Annotated in this window: 9 protein-coding genes and 1 pseudogene; 4 read left to right on the plus strand and 6 right to left on the minus strand. The window is 69.5% G+C overall.

Features of this window, described 5'->3' with window-relative positions; all coding sequences use genetic code 11:
* Positions 1-157 precede the first annotated feature (157 nt).
* From acnA to ligD, 3 genes are all read right to left on the minus strand, one after another.
* A complete protein-coding gene (gene acnA, locus Q664_RS50635; protein WP_043414489.1) occupies positions 158-2,890 on the minus strand; it encodes an aconitate hydratase AcnA in 2,733 nt (910 codons plus the stop codon).
* A 153-nt stretch (positions 2,891-3,043) separates the two neighbouring features.
* Positions 3,044-4,201, minus strand: a complete 1,158-nt coding sequence (locus Q664_RS50640; protein ID WP_235217193.1) for a cyclic nucleotide-binding domain-containing protein — start codon at positions 4,199-4,201, stop codon at positions 3,044-3,046.
* A 35-nt stretch (positions 4,202-4,236) separates the two neighbouring features.
* Positions 4,237-6,852, minus strand: coding sequence for a DNA ligase D (gene ligD / locus Q664_RS50645; protein ID WP_052519722.1), 2,616 nt, complete (start codon positions 6,850-6,852; stop codon positions 4,237-4,239).
* Between the two features lie 206 nt (positions 6,853-7,058).
* Here ligD and Q664_RS50650 point away from each other — a divergent pair, with 206 nt between their 5' ends.
* Together Q664_RS50650 and Q664_RS50655 are read left to right on the plus strand one after the other, a co-directional pair.
* Positions 7,059-9,146: a hypothetical protein gene (locus Q664_RS50650; RefSeq protein WP_084611017.1), complete on the plus strand. Its 2,088-nt coding sequence runs from the start codon at positions 7,059-7,061 to the stop codon at positions 9,144-9,146.
* 374 nt (positions 9,147-9,520) lie between these two features.
* Positions 9,521-10,507: a hypothetical protein gene (locus Q664_RS50655; protein ID WP_326938822.1), complete on the plus strand. Its 987-nt coding sequence runs from the start codon at positions 9,521-9,523 to the stop codon at positions 10,505-10,507.
* Between the two features lie 101 nt (positions 10,508-10,608).
* Here Q664_RS50655 and Q664_RS53925 read toward each other — a convergent pair whose 3' ends face one another.
* On the minus strand, positions 10,609-12,471 hold the full coding sequence (locus tag Q664_RS53925; RefSeq protein ID WP_052519723.1) for a serine/threonine protein kinase: 1,863 nt from the start codon (positions 12,469-12,471) through the stop codon (positions 10,609-10,611).
* Complete coding sequence (locus Q664_RS50665) at positions 12,468-13,283, minus strand: DUF2381 family protein (RefSeq protein WP_043414494.1); 816 nt, start codon at positions 13,281-13,283, stop codon at positions 12,468-12,470. The genes Q664_RS53925 and Q664_RS50665 overlap by 4 nt, the downstream gene beginning before the upstream one ends.
* Positions 13,284-13,420: 137 nt before the next feature.
* On the opposite strand from Q664_RS50665, the gene Q664_RS50670 reads away from it, so the two are divergent.
* Positions 13,421-14,473: a DUF2381 family protein gene (locus Q664_RS50670; RefSeq protein ID WP_043414498.1), complete on the plus strand. Its 1,053-nt coding sequence runs from the start codon at positions 13,421-13,423 to the stop codon at positions 14,471-14,473.
* Positions 14,474-14,531: 58 nt separating this feature from the next.
* Here Q664_RS50670 and acs read toward each other — a convergent pair whose 3' ends face one another.
* Positions 14,532-16,475, minus strand: coding sequence for an acetate--CoA ligase (gene acs, locus Q664_RS50675; protein WP_043414501.1), 1,944 nt, complete (start codon positions 16,473-16,475; stop codon positions 14,532-14,534).
* Positions 16,476-16,721: 246 nt separating this feature from the next.
* On the opposite strand from acs, the pseudogene Q664_RS50680 reads away from it, so the two are divergent.
* A pseudogene (locus tag Q664_RS50680) lies at positions 16,722-17,255 on the plus strand (ABC transporter substrate-binding protein); the annotation flags it as partial.

The raw sequence follows: 17,255 nt of genomic DNA on the forward strand, positions 1-17,255 counted from the left end.
CGGATACTACAACGGTTCATTCGAGGACACTGCTTCGGCTCCAAAGCAGACGGCCCGGCGCACCGCGAAGGGCACGCCGGGCCGGCTGCACGGGGACCGAGGGGAAGAGACCCCCGCCCCTGCCCTCTCCCAGAGGGAGAGGGGAACCTACACGGGACTACGCCTTGGCCAGCTGACGCATCACGTAGAGCAGGATGCCGCCGTGGCGGTAGTAGTCGAGCTCGTTGGGCGTGTCGATGCGGCACAGCGCGGTGAACTCCTGGGTGCCGCCCTCGCCGGTGGCCTTCACGGTGAGCTTCTTCTGCGGGGCCAGGTCCGTGGAGATGCCGGTGATTTCGAACGTCTCCTGGCCGGTGAGGCCCAGGCTCTGCGCGTCCTGGCCCGCCTCGAACTGCAGGGGCAGCACGCCCATGCCGATGAGGTTGGAGCGGTGGATGCGCTCGAAGCTCTTGGCGATGACGGCCTTGATGCCCAGCATGGCCGTGCCCTTGGCGGCCCAGTCACGGCTGGAGCCCGTGCCGTACTCGGCGCCGGCGAGCACCACCAGCGCGGTGCCCTCCTGCTGGTACTTCATGGAGGCGTCGTAGATGCTCATCCGCTCGCGGCTGGGGATGTGGACGGTGACACCACCCTCCACGCCGGGCACCAGCAGGTTCTTCAGGCGGATGTTGGCGAAGGTGCCACGCACCATCACCTCGTGGTTGCCACGGCGCGCGCCGTAGGAGTTGAAGTCCTTGGGCTGCACGCCCTGGTCCATGAGGTACTTCGCCGCGGGGCTCGTCTTGGCGATGTTGCCGGCGGGGGAGATGTGGTCCGTGGTGACGGAGTCACCCAGCAGCGCGAGCACCCGGGCGGCCTTGATGTCGACGAGCGGCTTGGGCTCGGCCGGGATGTTCTCCAGGAAGGTGGGCTTGCGCACGTAGGTGGACTTGGGGTCCCACTTGAACGTGTTGCCGCCCCCGGGAGAGAGCTTCTGCCAGAGCTGGTCCCCCTCCATGGCGCGCGAGTACTGGCTGCGGAACTGCTCCGGCTTCACCGCGGAGGTGATGAAGCGCTGGATCTCCTCGGAGGAGGGCCAGATGTCCTTGAGGAACACCGGCTGGCCGTTGCGGTCGGTGCCGATGGGCTCGTTGTCCAGGTCCTTGCCCACCTCACCGGCGAGCGCGTAGGCCACCACGAGCGGCGGGGAGGCCAGGTAGTTCATGCGCACGTGCGGGTTGATGCGGCCCTCGAAGTTGCGGTTGCCGCTGAGCACCGCGGCCACCACCAGGTCACCCGAGGTGACGGCGTCGGCCACGGGGTCCGGCAGGGGGCCTGAGTTGCCGATGCAGGTGGCGCAGCCGTAGCCCACCACGTGGAAGCCGAGCGCCTCCAGGTAGGGCATGAGGCCGGCCTCCTTGAGGTAGTCCGTCACCACGCGGCTGCCCGGGGCGAGGCTCGTCTTCACCCAGGGCTTCACGTTGATGCCGCGCTCCACGGCCTTCTTGGCCAGGAGGCCCGCGCCCAGCAGCACCGCCGGGTTGGAGGTGTTGGTGCACGAGGTGATGGAGGCGATGACGACGGCGCCGTGGCCCAGCTCGTAGCTCTGGTTGCCGGCCTTCACGGTGACGGTCTGCTTGAGGCGCTCGGGAGGCACCGGGGCCGCGGGGGCCTTGGCCTTGCCGCCGCCCTCGTCGTCCTCGCCCTTGCTCTTGCCGGCGGACAGCATCTCCACGAGCGACTTCTCGTAGGCGCCCTTCATGTCCTTGAGCGTGACGCGGTCCTGCGGGCGCTTGGGGCCGGCGAGGCTGGGCACCACGGTGGACAGATCCAACTCCAGCGTGTCGCTGAAGACGGGGTCCGGGGTGTTGGCGGTGTGGAAGAGGCCCTGCTCCTTGAAGTAGGCCTCGGCCAGGGCGACGAGCTCCTCCGGGCGGCCAGTGAAGCGCAGGTAGTTGAGGCTCTCCTGGTCCACCGGGAAGAAGCCGATGGTGGCCCCGTACTCGGGCGCCATGTTGGCGATGGTGGCGCGGTCCGGCAGCGACAGGCTCTGGAGGCCGTTGCCGTAGAACTCGACGAACTTGCCCACCACGCCCTTCTTGCGGAGCATCTGCGTGACGGTGAGCACCAGGTCCGTCGCGGTGGCGCCCGCCGGCAGCTTGCCCGTCAGCTTGAAGCCCACCACCTGCGGAATCAGCATCGTAATGGGCTGGCCGAGCATGGAGGCCTCGGCCTCGATGCCGCCCACGCCCCAGCCCACCACGCCCAGGCCGTTGACCATGGTGGTGTGGGAGTCGGTGCCCACCAGCGAGTCCGGGCACACCACGTTGCCCTGACGGAAGGCCACCTGGGCCAGGTACTCCAGGTTCACCTGGTGGCAGATGCCCACGTCCGGGGGCACCACGCGGAAGTTCTTGAAGGCGTTCTGGCCCCAGCGCAGGAAGGCGTAGCGCTCCTGGTTGCGCTCGAACTCCAGCTCCGCGTTGGCGCGGAAGGCGTCCGTGGTGCCGAACACGTCCACCTGGAAGGAGTGGTCGATGACCAGGTCCGCCGGGTTGCGCGGGTTGATCTTCGCCGGATCTCCCCCCATGGCGGCGAGCGCCTCGCGCATGGCGGCCAGGTCCACCACCGCGGGCACGCCGGTGAAGTCCTGCAGCAGCACGCGCGCCGGGTGGAAGGAGATTTCGGTGTCCGGCTCGGCCTTGGGGTTCCAGGCGAGCATCTTCTCCACATGCTCGCGCTTCACCACGCGGCCATCCTCGTGGCGCAGCAGGTTCTCGAGCAGGATCTTCAGCGAGAAGGGCAGTCGGGCCACCGAGGCGTGGTCCTTGCCCACCTTCGCCAGGCTGTAGAAGTCGTACGTGGCCGAGCCGACCTTGAGCTGACTCTTGCTCTTGAAACTGTCCGTCATGTGAGTGCCGTCCTTCCTTCCGTCCGCTGAGAATCTCCGGGCGTCTTCTAGGCCCCCGGACAGCGGCTTGCAAAAGGATCTTGCGGGCACTGCCAGGGGCGGACGGTCCAGGCGGCGTTCACTGCCCGTGAGGGCCCCCGGAGGGATGCCCGGCTAACGGTCCTCGAGCATCCGGGCGGTGCGCTGGAGGCGCTCGGTGCCAATCTTCAACAGGGCGTCCCGCATGCCCGGCTGGCTGAAGATGTGGCGCTCGAAGGAGGAGCGCTCCAGGCGCAGCAGCACGCTGGGCACATCCGCCCGCACCATGGCCGTCACCGGCTTGTCCATGAGCAGGGAGATCTCCCCGAAGACGTCCCCCTCGCGCAGCACCGGGTAGGGCGTCTCCTGCCCGTCCGGGTGGACGTGGTAGGGCGTGCACCGGCCGCGCAGCAGCAGGTAGAGGGCATCCCCCATGGCGCCGGCGGTGAGCAGCGTGGTGCCCGCCGGCACCCGCTGGAGCTGGAACTCCCGGGCCAGCGCCCGCCGCTGCTCCAGGCGCAGCGGAGAGAAGATGGGGTGGGTGCGCAGCAGGTTGTCCGCGGCGCGCTTGCGGCAGAAGGCCTGGACCACGCGCTCCACCAGCGGATGCTTCTGGGAGACCTCCGCCACCCGCGCCCGCGTCAGCTCCAACACCACCGAGGACACCGACGGCATCACGGTGCACAACCGGGGCCCCTCGGTGATGAGCGCCATCTCCCCGAAGACGGCCCCGTCCAACGCCGGCCCCTCCTGCGGCCCCTTGCCCTCCAGCAACCGCCAGACCTCGCCCCGCCCCTCCACCATGAAGAACACGGAGGCGCCCGGATCCCCCTCCCGCATCACCGGCTGGCCGGAGGCGTACGTGCGCACCTCCACCGCCTCCAGCAGGGCGACGAAGGCATCCCGGCACAGCATGGAGAAGAGAGGCACCGCCACCGGATCCTCCCGCTCCGGGAGGAGCTCGAGATCGGCGGACACCTGCTCCGCCGCGCCTTCCGGGGGCTGCACCGGGTAGCGCGCGTAGAGGTTGGCGATGAAGGCCTGTGTGCGCGTGTGCTGGGGCTCCAGCCGCAGCAGCTCCTTGCACGCGACGATGGCGCGCAGCAACTGGCTGCCCTGCGCCCAGGCCCTGGCGAGGGCCTCGAAGCCCGCGGCGGCCTCCTCTCGGAGGCCCTGCTGCTCCAGCTTCCGCAGCTCCGCCAGGGCCAGGTCCACCCGCCCACCGGCGGCCAGTTGTGCGGCCAGCTCCCTCGGCCGGACAAGGTTGTCGGCTCCGTCAATCACCGTGCTCACGCTCACAGGTGGCGCACGCTACCACCGAGCCGGCCTCAAGCGGATGGAAGCGTCTGTCCGCCACCCAACGCTGGGGCGAACAGGTCTCCCACCTTGTCCAGGCGCCGTCGAACGCTGTCCAGGGTGAAGCGCGTGGGGTCCAACTTCGGCGTCACCTCGGACCAGGCCAGCGGCGTGGACACGGGCGCGTGAGGCAGGGCTCGCAGGGAGTACGGCGCCACCACCGTCTTGCCCCAGGCGTTCTGCCCCGCGTCCAGGTACAGTCGGCCCTGGCGCCGCTCCTTGGAGCGCTCGACGGTGGCCAGCCGCGGGTACTCGGCGGCGAGGGCCTCGAAGGCCCGGGTCGCGAAGGCGCCCACCTGCTCATAGGTGTGCCCAGGTGCGAGCGGCACCAACACGTGCAGGCCCCGCTTGCCGGACGTCTTCGGCACGCTGGTCAGCTCCAGCTCCTCCAGGTAGCGCCGCAGCGAGGTGGCCAGCTGGATGAGGTCTCCGAAGGCGCCCTCCCCGGGGTCGAGATCGAACACCACCCAGTCCGGCTCCTTCAGGTGCCCCACCCGGCTGGACCAGATGTGCAGGGTGAGGGCGGACTGGTTGGCGAGCCACAGCAGCGACTCGGGCCGATCCACCACCACGTGGGGCAGCGTGCGGGCCTCGTGGTGGATGACCACGGTGGTGAGCCAGTCCGGCGTGCCCTGCACCCCCTGACGGAAGAAGCCGGGCGCGTCCACGCCGCGCGGCCACTGCTGAAGCGCGAGCGGGCGGCCGGCGAGCGCGGGCACCATCAGCGGCGCCACGTCCCGGAACCAGGCGAACACGTCCGCCTTGGTGAAGCCCGTCTCCGGGAAGAGCACCCGCTCGCCATGGGTGAGCACCACGGGCGCCACCGGGCGGGGAGTCCGGGTGGACTGTTTCCGCGCCACGGCCGTCCTGCCCGCGGCCCGCTTCCCCTGACGCACCTTCTGACGCACCTTCGTCCCGGTCCGCCGGTGCGGGCCCCGCGTGGCGCGCACGGGCGTGCCGCGTGGCTTCTCCCTCACGCACTCCTCGGGACGCTTGTCATTGCGCAACCCCTGGAAGGACGGGTGACGCAGCCGGCCATCCTCCGTCCACTCGGTGAAGGCCACCTGGGCCACGAAGCGCGGCTTCACCCAGAAGGCCTCCTCGTTGTGCAGGGCGTCGCGCACGTACGGGGCGTCCTTCACGGGAGACTTCTTCACCACGTCACGGGCCAGGAGCGTGCGCAACTCACGCCGCACCTTCGTGGAATAGCCCGTGCCCACCTTGCCCGCGTAGTGCCAGGTGTTGCCCTCGCGCACCGCCACCAGCAGCGAGCCCAGCTCCGGCCGCTCGTTGGCCATGGGCGTGAAGCCCACGATGGCGACCTCCTGGTTGGCCTGCACCTTGAGCTTGAGCCAGTCCGCGCCGCGGCCCGGCGTGTACGGGCTGCCCACGCGCTTGGCCATGACGCCCTCCAGCCCGCGCCGCCTCGCCCGCGCCAGCGACTGCTTCGCGCTGCCCTTCACCTGCTCGGCGATTTCCAGCGGCGGCTTCACCCCCTCGAGCAGCTTCTCCAGCCTCGCCCGGCGCTCCTCCAACGGCAGGGCGCGGACGTCCTCCCCATCGAGCCACAGCACGTCGAAGATGACGTACCGCTCGTCGACGCCCTTGCCGAGCAGTTGGAAGCGCGAGCGGCCCTTTGGATCCAGGGCGATGAGCTCCCCGTCCACCACGGCCTCGTGCCCGCCGAGCGTCTCGAGCGCCCGGAAGATGGCGGGGAAGCGCGGGGAGAGATCATTCCCGTTGCGCGATTGCAGGGCGATGCGGCCCCCCTGGAGCGCGGCGATGGCCCGGAAGCCGTCGTACTTCACCTCGAAGCGCCAGTCGGCGTCCGCGGTGGCATCCACCTGGGCCAGGGTGGCCAGCATGGGCGGCCACACCTCGCCGAGCAGCGCCTCGGGCGTGCGGGCGCGCCCCTTCGTCCGAGAAGGGCGGGAGGCGCGCACGGGTTTCGCCGGGGCACGTGGGGCGGCGGTGCGCCGGGTGCGGCGGGCGGGCCCGCGCGTGGCGCTCTGGCCGGACTTCACGGACTCGGGGTACTCCACCGTGACGTCGTAGCCGGGGTGCTCGGTGCCATCCTTGGCCTTGAAGCACAACCACCGCGCCTTCTTGCCCACCGGGCGCGTGCGGATGAGGTGCCACCCGCCCTCGAGCTTGTGCCCATGCAGCACCACGTGCAGCCGGCCGCGCGCGAGCTGCTCGGAGGCCTGGCCCGGCGGCACGGTGTCGAAGGTGCCCTCCTCCCAGAGGAGCGAGTCGCCCGCGCCGTAGGCCCCCTCGGGGATGCGGCCCTCGAAGGTGGCATAGGCCAGGGGGTGGTCCTCGGTCTGGACGGCGAGCCGTTTGTCGGCCGGGTCGTAGCTGGGGCCCTTGGGAATGGCCCAGCTCACCAGCACGCCGTCGATCTCCAGCCGCAGGTCATAGTGCAACCGGGTGGCGTCGTGCTTGTGCACCACGAAGATGGAGCCACCTCCACCGCGCGGAGCCGGGACCTCCGGAGCGGGCTCGGAGGTGAGGGAGAAGTCACGCTTCGCGCGGTACGTCTTCAGGCGCGCACGAGCGGAAGTCTTGGTTCGTCGCGAGGTCGCCATCCCCCCAAGGGTCGGCATGCACGGCTTGTCTGGCAAAAGCCGGACCGGGGCCCGCTCCCTTGACCTTCCCCGTCAAGCGGAGGGGATGACTCGCGGAGTCGGCACGGGCGGTGTATCCGGCGGAGGAAGACACCCGCCCTCCTGATGGGTAGGCGGGCTGGTTGGCTATCCTCCAGGGCGGTTGTGATTCCAACGGAGCGCCTCTCATGACGAAGAAGAACCACACGCACTTCGATGGGAGGGCCCTCCTGGCGGTGGCGGTACTGGTGTTTCTGGGCGGGTGCACCACCGCGGGCGCCAGTGTCTCCTTCCGCCACACCGAGGGAACGCCCGGCCCTCACGAGCCATGGCACGCCGTGGGAGGCGCGGAGGCCGGCCCTGGCGAGGACAAGCCTCCGGCGGATGGCTGCGCACCACCACCTCCGGGCTGGCCCGGCCAGTCCTCCAGCGACGCCGAGGAGTTGCTCGCCCCGTTCCTCTCGTGCACCTCGCCCGCGGCCTTCGTCCAGTTGCAGCGCGGAGTGGACATGGCCTGGCTGGTGGAGCGCCTGGATGATTGGAGCGCCGTGCGGCTGGGCGCCTTGGGGCCCGTGCTTCCCGAGGCCACCGAAGTCCTCAACCGCAAGCGCGCCTCCTTCCTCATCACCGCCACCCGGGAGTACGGCCCCGCGCTCGCCGAGGTGTTCGCCCTCTTCATCATCCACTCCTCCTTCGACAAGGACCTGGAGCAGGTGCTGCGCCAACTCGCCGCGGACAAGCGGTTGGGGCAGACGCTGGGGCTGATGGCCACCGCCCGCGAGCAACTGCGGCAGAGGGGCGTGCACCTCCCGGACTACCCGGACCGGCCCGAGCGCCTCGGGGATGGCCTGCGGGGTGCTCGCGAAGGGCTGGGCGATGCCCTCTCCTCCGCCCCGCTGTTCCAGACGGGCCCGCTCCTGAGCTACGCCGCCCAGAAAGGGCAGCTGCCTCCGCCCTACCGGCAAGCCCTCGACGCGGTGGAGGACGCGCTGGCGCGGCGGGCCCTCGAGCCGGGCAACGTGCTGCTGGGCGTCCTGGACGAGATGACCTTCGGAGTGCCCCTGGGTTTCTACTCCCTGGCGGCCGGGGTGGGCCACGGCGTCCAGTCCCTGACGCAGGGCCAGTACGAGCAGGCCTCTCGCGAGCTGACTCCCGCTGTGCTCATGGTGGCCCTGTACGCGGGTGGCAAGGGCGTGCGCGCCCTCTCCCAGGGGCGGATCCAGGCACTGGAGTTGCGCCTGGAGGAGTTGAAGGCCACGGCGCAGCGGCTGCGGGAACAACTGGGAGGAGAAGGACTGCGAGAGGTGGCCCGCTACCTGCGGGCGGACCCCGAGGCGGCCCTGCTCGTCATCGACGGCGGAGAGGCCGGAGCGCTGGCCCTCCACGAGGCCCGGGGCAACGTGCCCAGGGCACAGGCCTGGTTGTCCCAGGCGAAGTCCGAGCGGCCCGGCGCCACCCGGACGCACGGCGGAGTCCCCAAGGGCCCGGGCAGCGTCGCTTCACTCGTGGACGAGGCGGCGGGGCTCTCCCGCGAGGTCCTGGACTCCAAGGTCCTGGAGCTCGAGCTCGAGCTTCCTGGCCCGCGCCTGTCCGGGGACGTGGCGGTGCTGGAGAAGCAGCTGGCGGCCCTGGAGAAGACGCCGCCGGCCGGCGCCACGGAGCACGCGCTCTGGAGCGAGTACCTCCAATACGGCAAGGGGCGCATGGCGGACCTGCGGCAGGGCGGCAAGCCGAAGAAAGGCGTGCAACTCGAGCCGCCCCTCAAGTGGGACGGCTACCAGCGGATGCGTGACTTCCTCCTCCGGGGGGTGAGGTTCGAGCGCGGCAGGGCACAGCTGCTGCGCGACGATGCGGCCCTTCCCCGGGCGCAGCGCCACTTCCTCCAGGACTTCGACTCCCCGCGTGTGGAGACCTACGTGGGCGTGAGGAAACCCGAGACCGGGCTGCGCTTCGCGGACGTGCTCGTCATCGAGCAGAAGCCACCCGCCGCACAACCTCCTCGCGTGGAGACCTTCAGTTTCAAGAGCCGTGACTTCTCGGGAATGGATTCAAAGGCCATGGAAGCACAGATGAAGGCGGATGCGAGAGAAGCCCTGGCGTACTACGGTGAGACGTTGGACATCGTCCGTCCCGGGCTCAAGCTGCGCGTGGACGTCCAGCGGGTCCGCCTCATCTACGAGGGTGGCGCACTCCAGCCCGTGAATCCAAGCTCGTTGGAGGATGCCGTGAGAGCCACCCAGGACAAGGTGCCAGGAGTGGAGGTGCTGTTCCAATGAAGACGCTGAGCGTGTACGGCTGGAAGTCGGAAGACAGCCTCTGGCTCGAGTTTGAAGGAGCCTTTGACGATCAGGCAGCCCGGCGGAGTGAGTTGGAACCCTTCCTCCAGGCGCTCGAGGAGCACGCGGACGGATGGATGCCGGATGTTGTCCAAGGCAAGCGGAACCGGAAATACTCCCGCGCCGCATTCTGGAAATCACTGGAGGAGGAGCACGACGACATCAGCATGAGCATCGGGCTCTACCGGACGAAACAGCCCGCGCTAGACCTGACACTCCGCCTCTGGTTCCGGCCACGACCTCCTCTCCTGAAATTCTCTGGTCTTGTGAAACCGCTCTCCTTATTCGCTCAGGAGGAGCGCTGCCAGCACTTCGTGGAGATGGTGCGTGCCTGGGCCTCCCGCTACCCCGTCTCCTACGCCACTGCCCACAGCGCTGACGACAGAGCATTGGCGGGCGCCCCCTACTTCGGCCGAGATCAAAGGACCGCGCACAGAGACGGCTTCGACAAAATCTACGCGGTGTGGTGGCTCAACGTCTTCGGCCCCGAGCTGGTGCGGAGCGTAGGCCGCGAGCGCATGCTCTCCACGCCCGCGCACCGGGTGGAGGAGCTGCCCAACGGCTCCATCCTCCTGGTGACGTGGCCCACCGCCGCCGACTTCTCCAGCGACGCGGCCCGCCTCGCCCAGGCCCGCGCTCACGCCCACCTCCGCCCGGACCTCGACTTCGACACCCTGCTCCACGGCCTGCGCGAGCGCAGCGCCGCCCTCGCCCCCGTGCGGCCCCACTTCCACCCGGATGCCGCCCCGCTCTTCTCCCGCGTCGTGGAACACGTCTCCAGCCACGAGCGCCCCCGCCTCACCACCGAGCTCAACTCCTGGCAGCTGCCCGAGCGCAGGCAGTGGCTGCCCGCAAGCTCCGCCCTCCCCCAGGACGTGGCCGACCCCCAGCCCTTCCTCGAGCGCTACAGTCTCCTGGCCGAGCACCTCGTGGCCATGCTCCACATCGAGGTGCCCTCCGTCCGCCAGGCCACCCCCGAGTCTCTCACCGACATCGACTTCTTCTTCTGGCGCGAGGACGTCCCCGACACCCGCTCCCGCGAGGGCCTCGACAAGCTCGCCGTTCCCGCCGTGGGCGCCTACCTGGGCCAGGTCCTGGTGCACCACCTCGACGGCCAGTGGATTCCTCGCGACAAGCTCATGGAGAACCAGGTGCTCGTCGGCGATCGCGTCTGGCTCCCCTTCATCCGCGCCTGGCACTACCTGCGCTCCCGACAGTCCCTGCTCGACTTCTCCCTCACCCAGGCCTTCCGCGAGGCCGAGCGCCACCGCGCCACCGGCCCGGGAAACCCGCCCCCCTGACGCCCCGGTTGCTCCTCATCCCGCACTCGTTGACGTCAACGAGTGATGTGGCCCAATGTGTGATGCTCATTGACGTCAACGAGTGAGTCCGGGGCCCGGCCTCAGTAGCGCTGACGCTCCGGTGGGTTCAGGAGCCGGATATCCGGGGGCTCGTTGGGATCCACCTGGCGCACGTCGGGCCGGGGCTCTCCCTCGGGTGGCATGATGGCGGTCTCGAAGCGGGGCACGTTGATGATGATGCTGCCCCCGCCGCGGTCCACCTGATCCAACGGCGCATCGGTCAAAGGGTATCCATCATACGTTGGAATCCCATACACCGACTCCCACATGCTGACGGCGGCTCCGCAGATGGGCAACCAGGAGCCGTCAGGGCGTTGGATGCGATTGATGCGGATGTAGACACGCATCGGGGTGACCTTCGCCTCGCCCTCCACGTTGAATCTCGGGCCGCCATTGAAAGGCTTCATGAAGGCCGTGACGGGCCCTGGCTTGACGTTGAGGGGTCCACCCTCCTCGCGAGGATAGGCCGAGGAGGCCGGGGTGCCTGACGTCATGTAGGTGGGGTAGAGGTATTCGGGCTCGAAACCCAGCTCGAGCGGGGTGGCGCGGGCCTCGGGTGGGCACCGCTCGAGGAAACCGGCCGAGTACGGACGCACGTCGGCGGTGGTGAGGGCACATCCGGCGAGTTGCACGAGCGACGCCCCCCACACGGCACGAATCGTGGCGCACCAGCGCGCGGAGTCCTCGGACGAGGGAGGGGTGGCGGAAGGATCCTGGCTGTTCTGGGAAGACGGCACGGGCGGTGCTCCTTGCTCGGCGAGCGCCGACGGAGCCGGCGCGGTGGACTCCACGTGAGGAGGCAAGTGAAGCAGCCACCACCCTAGCCCGAGCAGTCCCAGCACGAAGGCCCACTCCACGAGAACCACCGGCCAGCACCTCGCACGGGCCGCGCCCGCGGAATCCCCAGGCGTTCCAACGGGGCCCGGCTCCGACCGCGGGCCCGCCGCGGCCGGGGTGCTCTCGCGCTCGGAGAGCGGCACCGACGGCACCCGCCAGGACTCCAGATGCCCCTCCTCCGCCCGCAGCCGCTCCAGTTCCTCGCGCACGGCCCGGGCACTGGCGGGGCGCTGCTCGGGCTCCTTGGCCAGCAGCCGCAGGGCGAGCGCGGAGAGGGACGCGGGAACCTCGGGCGCGTGCTGCCGGGGCTCGGCGGGCGAGACGGTGACGATGGCCACCAGCAACTGCTCCAGCGGCAGCGCCGGATCGAAGGGGCGCAGACCCGTGAGCGCCTCGTAGATGAGGATGCCGATGGCGTACAGGTCCGCCGCGGGCCGGGCCTCGAAGCGCGAGCCCTTCTCGAGCACCTCCTTGCCCAACAGGAAGCGGATGGCCTCGGGGGGCTGGCAGTAGAGCGTGCCCGGCGCCAGCCCCTCCGTCAGCGGTCGCGCGCACGGCAGGTGGACGGCCCCCAGGTCGATGAGGAAGGGCCAGTCATCGCCTTCACGCACCAGGATGTTGTCGGCCTTGAGGTCACGGTGGCACACGCCTCGCTCGTGCATCACCTCCAGGGCACGCAGGATTTCGATCAGCACGCCCACCCATTGGTGGGTCGTGGCCCGCTTCTTCCAGCGCCAGTCGTGGAAGGTGCCACCTGGAACATGGTCCGTGACGAAGAAGGTGTAACCCGTCCGGGGATCCGGCCATCTCCCCAGCTCGTGAACGGGCAACAGGTTGGGGTGTGAGAGGTGCTCCAGCGAGACCGCTTCCCGGCGCATCCAGCCGTCCACGCGGTCCTCGTCCGCGTCCGAGGCCGGCTGCAACGCCATCTTCATGACGTACGAATCGCCTTCGTGCTCCACCAGGAAGAGGAGGGAGAAACCGCCAGCGCCCAGGCGGCGCACCACGAGGTACTCCCGCACCCTGTGTCCCGGACGCAGCTGGTTGGGATGCAGGGGCTTGTTCATGGCAATGCGAGAATGGTTTCCGGGAGAGACGAGCCTTTCACCCCCAGCAACAGGTGCGCGGTCCCTCCGGGAGGGGTGGCCACCACGGTGTGCCGCGAAACGGCATCTCCCGAGGACGACGGAACATGGAGCAGGGGCAGCACCAGCGTGGAGCCATCCCCCCGTGATGCCCGGAGCTGAAGCCGCTCCCAGTCCCGGACAGAGGGATTGCCATCCCAGACAGGCCGCGAGGACAGCGTGATGAAGACGTGCGGGCCAATGCGGAGGACGGATTCCACCTCCGCGTGAATCCCAGCCCGCAGGCGCACCCACGTCTTCGGCGGGGCCAGCCCGACCTGAGCCACCGATGCGGCCTGGAGGAGGCGGGCCACGTCGCTCACGCCCTCCTGGCCAGCGACGGGCGCCTGGAGCCGGACGAGCCGCACCTCCCCATCCACCTCGCCGCGGCGGGTGACGAGCGCGAGCTGGAGGGAATCGCCCGGCGGCAGCGGCACGGTGAGCACCAGGCGCTCGCCCTCCGGGAGGTCCGAGGAAGGAAGGAGGATGAAGGAGGTCGCATCCACCGGAACGAGCCGGACGCGCCCGCCCTCGTCCTGGAGCACCGGGCCTCCGATGCCGAGCGGGACGTCGGTGGTGATGACGGTGGCGCTGCCGCCCGCCACGGACAGCTCGGGGAGCGCCCCGCCGACAGCCGTGGAGGCGTGAACGGTGCGCATGCGGGACACGCGCTCGACGGGCCGCTCCCGAGCGGCGGCTGGCAAGGACGAGAAGAGGAGCGGCACGAGGAGAGCCACCCAGGAGACGGAGCGCACGCGAAACCTTCGCCGAGAGGAGGCCCACGCTAACCGTGGCGGCGCCGGGCGGGCAAGCTCCAGTCCACTTCGGCGGTCATCTCCACGAACGTGACTTCCGGAATCTCCCGAGGTATGCAGAGCCCAACCCAGGAGATATGATGAACCGCACTACCTTACGAACCCTGTTCCAGCTGTCACTGCTGCTCCTCCCCCTGGCCGCCGGAGTGGCCTCGGCCAGGAGCAGTTGGCTGCCCGAGGGCTGGCAGCCCGAGGACCGCGAGCTCAGGCTCTACGAGCGGCCTTCCGCCTCCGAGCGTGAGGTGCGGGTGACGCGCAGGTTCCTCTCGGTGGTGGAGCTGATGGATGGGCAGGTCGATCTGGAGCGGACCACGCTGGAAGGGGCCGGGGAGCGCATCCGGTTGAAGCAACAGGACGGCAACCTGCTGCTGGTGGATGTGGTGGGGGACCTGGAGCCGGGCGAGCGCCTCCCGCTCTCGGTGGCCTACCGGGACGGCCAGCGGCTGGAGCTGACGCTGGTGCGGGGCGAGCTGCGGACGGATCTCAGCGTGCGGGTTTACCAGCGGCCTCCGCCCACGAAGGAGGAGCAGGAAGCGGCACTGGCGGCGAGCCTGGCGGGCCTGACCCTGGATTACGAGGAGCATGAACATCTGCTGAAGGGGCGGATGACCTGCTCGCCCGAGGAGGTCGAGGCCCCCCGCGTGGGCGGCAGCGGCGTTCAGGAGTCGCGCTTCCGCTGCGAGCCCGTGCCACACGACTGCGGGTTCAAGCTGCCCGCGTGGCTGCACCGGCGGGAGTCGGCGGGCCGCCTCACCATCAACGGCGTGGAGGGAGGTGGAGGCAAGGTGGGCATGATGGGCAACAGCATCAGCTATTGGATGCCGTACCAGACGGTGGTGGTCCTCTCCGTCTTCAACATGGACCCCAATCGGCGCTGGAGGCCGGGTGAGTACGCGCTGAGGCGGGAGGCCACGGGAGAGACGGTGCGCCTGCTCGCCATGAAGTCGGAGGTGCCCGAGGAGGGCGTGGAGTTCGGTGAGGTGGGGTTGATGAGCTTCGTCATCGACCTGCCCAGCTCCGGCACCGAGCGCTTCGCGCTGGAGGTGCTCGAGAAGGACGGCGGCCCGCGCAGGATTCGCGTGGAGGGAATCACGTTCGAGAAGCCCGGGAAGGAAACTCCCGCCCGGTGACACGGCCGCGCCCGGGGTGAAACCGGGCGCGGGTGCCACGTCCTACCTCGGCGGCGCCTCAGCGCCCCTTCGAGCTCTCGCGCTGCTCGAGCTGGACGATCTCCTCCACCACCTGCGGCTCGGCCAGCGTGGTCGTATCACCCAGGCTGTCCATCTGGCCCTCGGCCACCTTGCGCAGAATCCGGCGCATGATCTTCCCCGAGCGCGTCTTCGGCAGGCCGCTCACCACGCGGATGCGGTCCGGCGTGGCCAGCGGTCCGATGATGCGGCGCACCTGCTCCTTCAGCGCGCCCACCAGCTGCTCGGAGCTCATGTCGCCCGGCTTCACCGTCACGTACGCGCAGATGCCCGTGCCCTTGATGTCGTGCGGGAAGCCCACCACGGCGGCCTCGGCCACCGCGTCGTGCGCCACCAGCGCGCTCTCGATCTCCGCCGTGCCCAGCCGGTGGCCCGACACGTTGAGCACGTCATCCACGCGGCCGGTAATCCAGTAGTACCCGTCCTCGTCGCGGCGGCATCCGTCACCCGTGAAGTACAGGCCCGGGTACGTGGAGAAGTACGTCTCCTTGAAGCGCCGGTGGTCTCCCCAGATGGAGCGCGCCTGGCCCGGCCACGGACGCTTCAGGCACAGGTTGCCCGAGACGTCATTGCCCTCGATGATCGTCCCCTTCTCGTCCACCAGCACCGGCTCGATGCCGAAGAACGGCAGGGTGGCGCTGCCGGGCTTGGCCGGCGTGGCTCCCGGGAGCGGGGTGATCAGGATGCCGCCCGTCTCCGTCTGCCACCACGTGTCCACCACGTCGCAGCGGCCCTCGCCCGGCACGTCGTGGTACCAGCGCCACACCTCCGGGTTGATGGGCTCGCCCACGGTGCCGAGAATCCGCAGGCTCTTGCGCGACGTCTTCTTCACCCAGTCATCGCCCTCGCGGATGAGCGAGCGCAGCGCCGTGGGCGACGTGTACAGGATGGTCGCCTTCAAGTCGTCCACCACCTGCCACATGCGGCTCGGGTCCGGATACATCGGCGTGGACTCGAAGAGGACCGTCGTCACGCCGTTCACCAGCGGGCCGTAAATCAGATAGCTGTGGCCGGTGATCCACCCCACGTCCGCGGTGCAGAAGTAGACGTCGTCCGGGCGGATGTCGAAGACGTACTCGTGCGTCATCGACGCGTAGACGGTGTAACCGGCGGTGGTGTGCATCACGCCCTTGGGCTTGCCGGTGCTGCCCGAGGTGTAGAGGATGAAGAGCGGATCCTCGCTGGACATCCACTCCACCGGACAGGTGGAGCGGTGCTTCTGCATCTCGTCCTCGAGCACCCGGTCGCGGCCCTCCTTCATGGGCACGGCCTTGTTCGTGCGGCGGCTGACGAGCACCGTCTCCACCTGGGTGAGGCCCTCGAGCGCCTGGTCTACAATCGACTTGAGCGCCACGGCCTTGGGACCGCGCGGCGCCTCGTTGGCGGTGACGACGATGCGCGCCCCCGAGTCGAGGATGCGATCCCTCAGGGACTCGGCGGAGAAGCCGGCGAACACCACCGAGTGCACCGCGCCGATGCGCGCGCACGCCAGCATGGTGTAGGCCACCATCGGCGTCATGGGCATGTAGATGCAGACGCGGTCACCCTTGCGGACGCCATATGCCTTGAGCACGTTGGCCACGCGGGCCACCTGGTGCTTGAGCTCGCGGTACGTCACGTGCTGGTACTGCCCCGGCTCGTTGGCGGCCCAGATGATGGCCGTCTTGTCCGGCTGCGTGTGCAGGTGCCGGTCCACCGCGTTGTGACAGACGTTGAGCTTGCCTCCCCCGTACCAGGAAAAGTCCACCTCCTGCATGTCCACGTCGAGCACGTTGGAGGGCGGGTGGAACCACTCGAGCCGCTTGGCCTGCTCGCTCCAGAAACCCGCGGGGTCCTCCAGACTCTGCCGGTACATCCGGCGGTACTCCTCGAGGCTCTTCACGCGGGCGCGCGCGGTGATGGGCTCCTTGGGCGCAACAAGCATGGTCTCTCTCCCCAGGGGTTGGGTTCGGGTTCCAGGTGAAGTGCCTGCCTACAACGCAAGCGCCATGCCCTGCTCGGAATTCGCGTGCTTCCGATAGGTTGCGAACTGGACGCACTGCGTCGAGGCGTCACGGGCGGAAACGGACGTTACCTTCCGTAACGTACCCGCAACCGGCGGTGCGGCCTCCCGGGGGATTTGGGGACCCCGGCGGGAGCGGGATAGCGTGTACGTCTGCACCACTCCGACATGCCGCCCCCCAAGAACCTCCATGCCTCCGTGGTCCTCGGAGGGCTCCCCTTCGCCCTCGCTCTCGGGGGACTCCAGTACCTCGTCACCGGCCACCCCCATGACGCGGCGGGCTGGGCCGTGCTGCTGCTGGGCACCCCACCGCTGCTGTGGGTGACGCGGTACGCCATCTGGTTCCTGGGCGAGTCACGGCCCGATCAGGAGCGCACCCGCTTCCTCTCCCTGCTGGCGGAGGGGGACCTCACCCACCCCGCCCACGAGCGCATGGGGGACCAGCGCGAAGTGCGCCGGCTCCTCATCTCCCTGCGCCGGGCGCTCAGCCAGGTGCAGCGGATGACGGGCAACGTGCGCCGCACCTGCCAGAGCGTGTCCGAGGAGGTGCGGGCCCTGCTGGAGGCCGCTCGCCGTCAGGGGAACGCGGTGGAGCGCTCCCGCGAGTCGACGGCCAGCATGGGCCAGAGCCTCCAGGCCGCGGGCAAGCGCGTGGCCCAGTTGGAGAACTTCACGCGCGAGACGAAGGGCTCGCTGATGGAG

Origin of the sequence: Archangium violaceum Cb vi76, assembly GCF_000733295.1 — a bacterium.
Lineage (GTDB): Bacteria > Myxococcota > Myxococcia > Myxococcales > Myxococcaceae > Archangium > Archangium violaceum.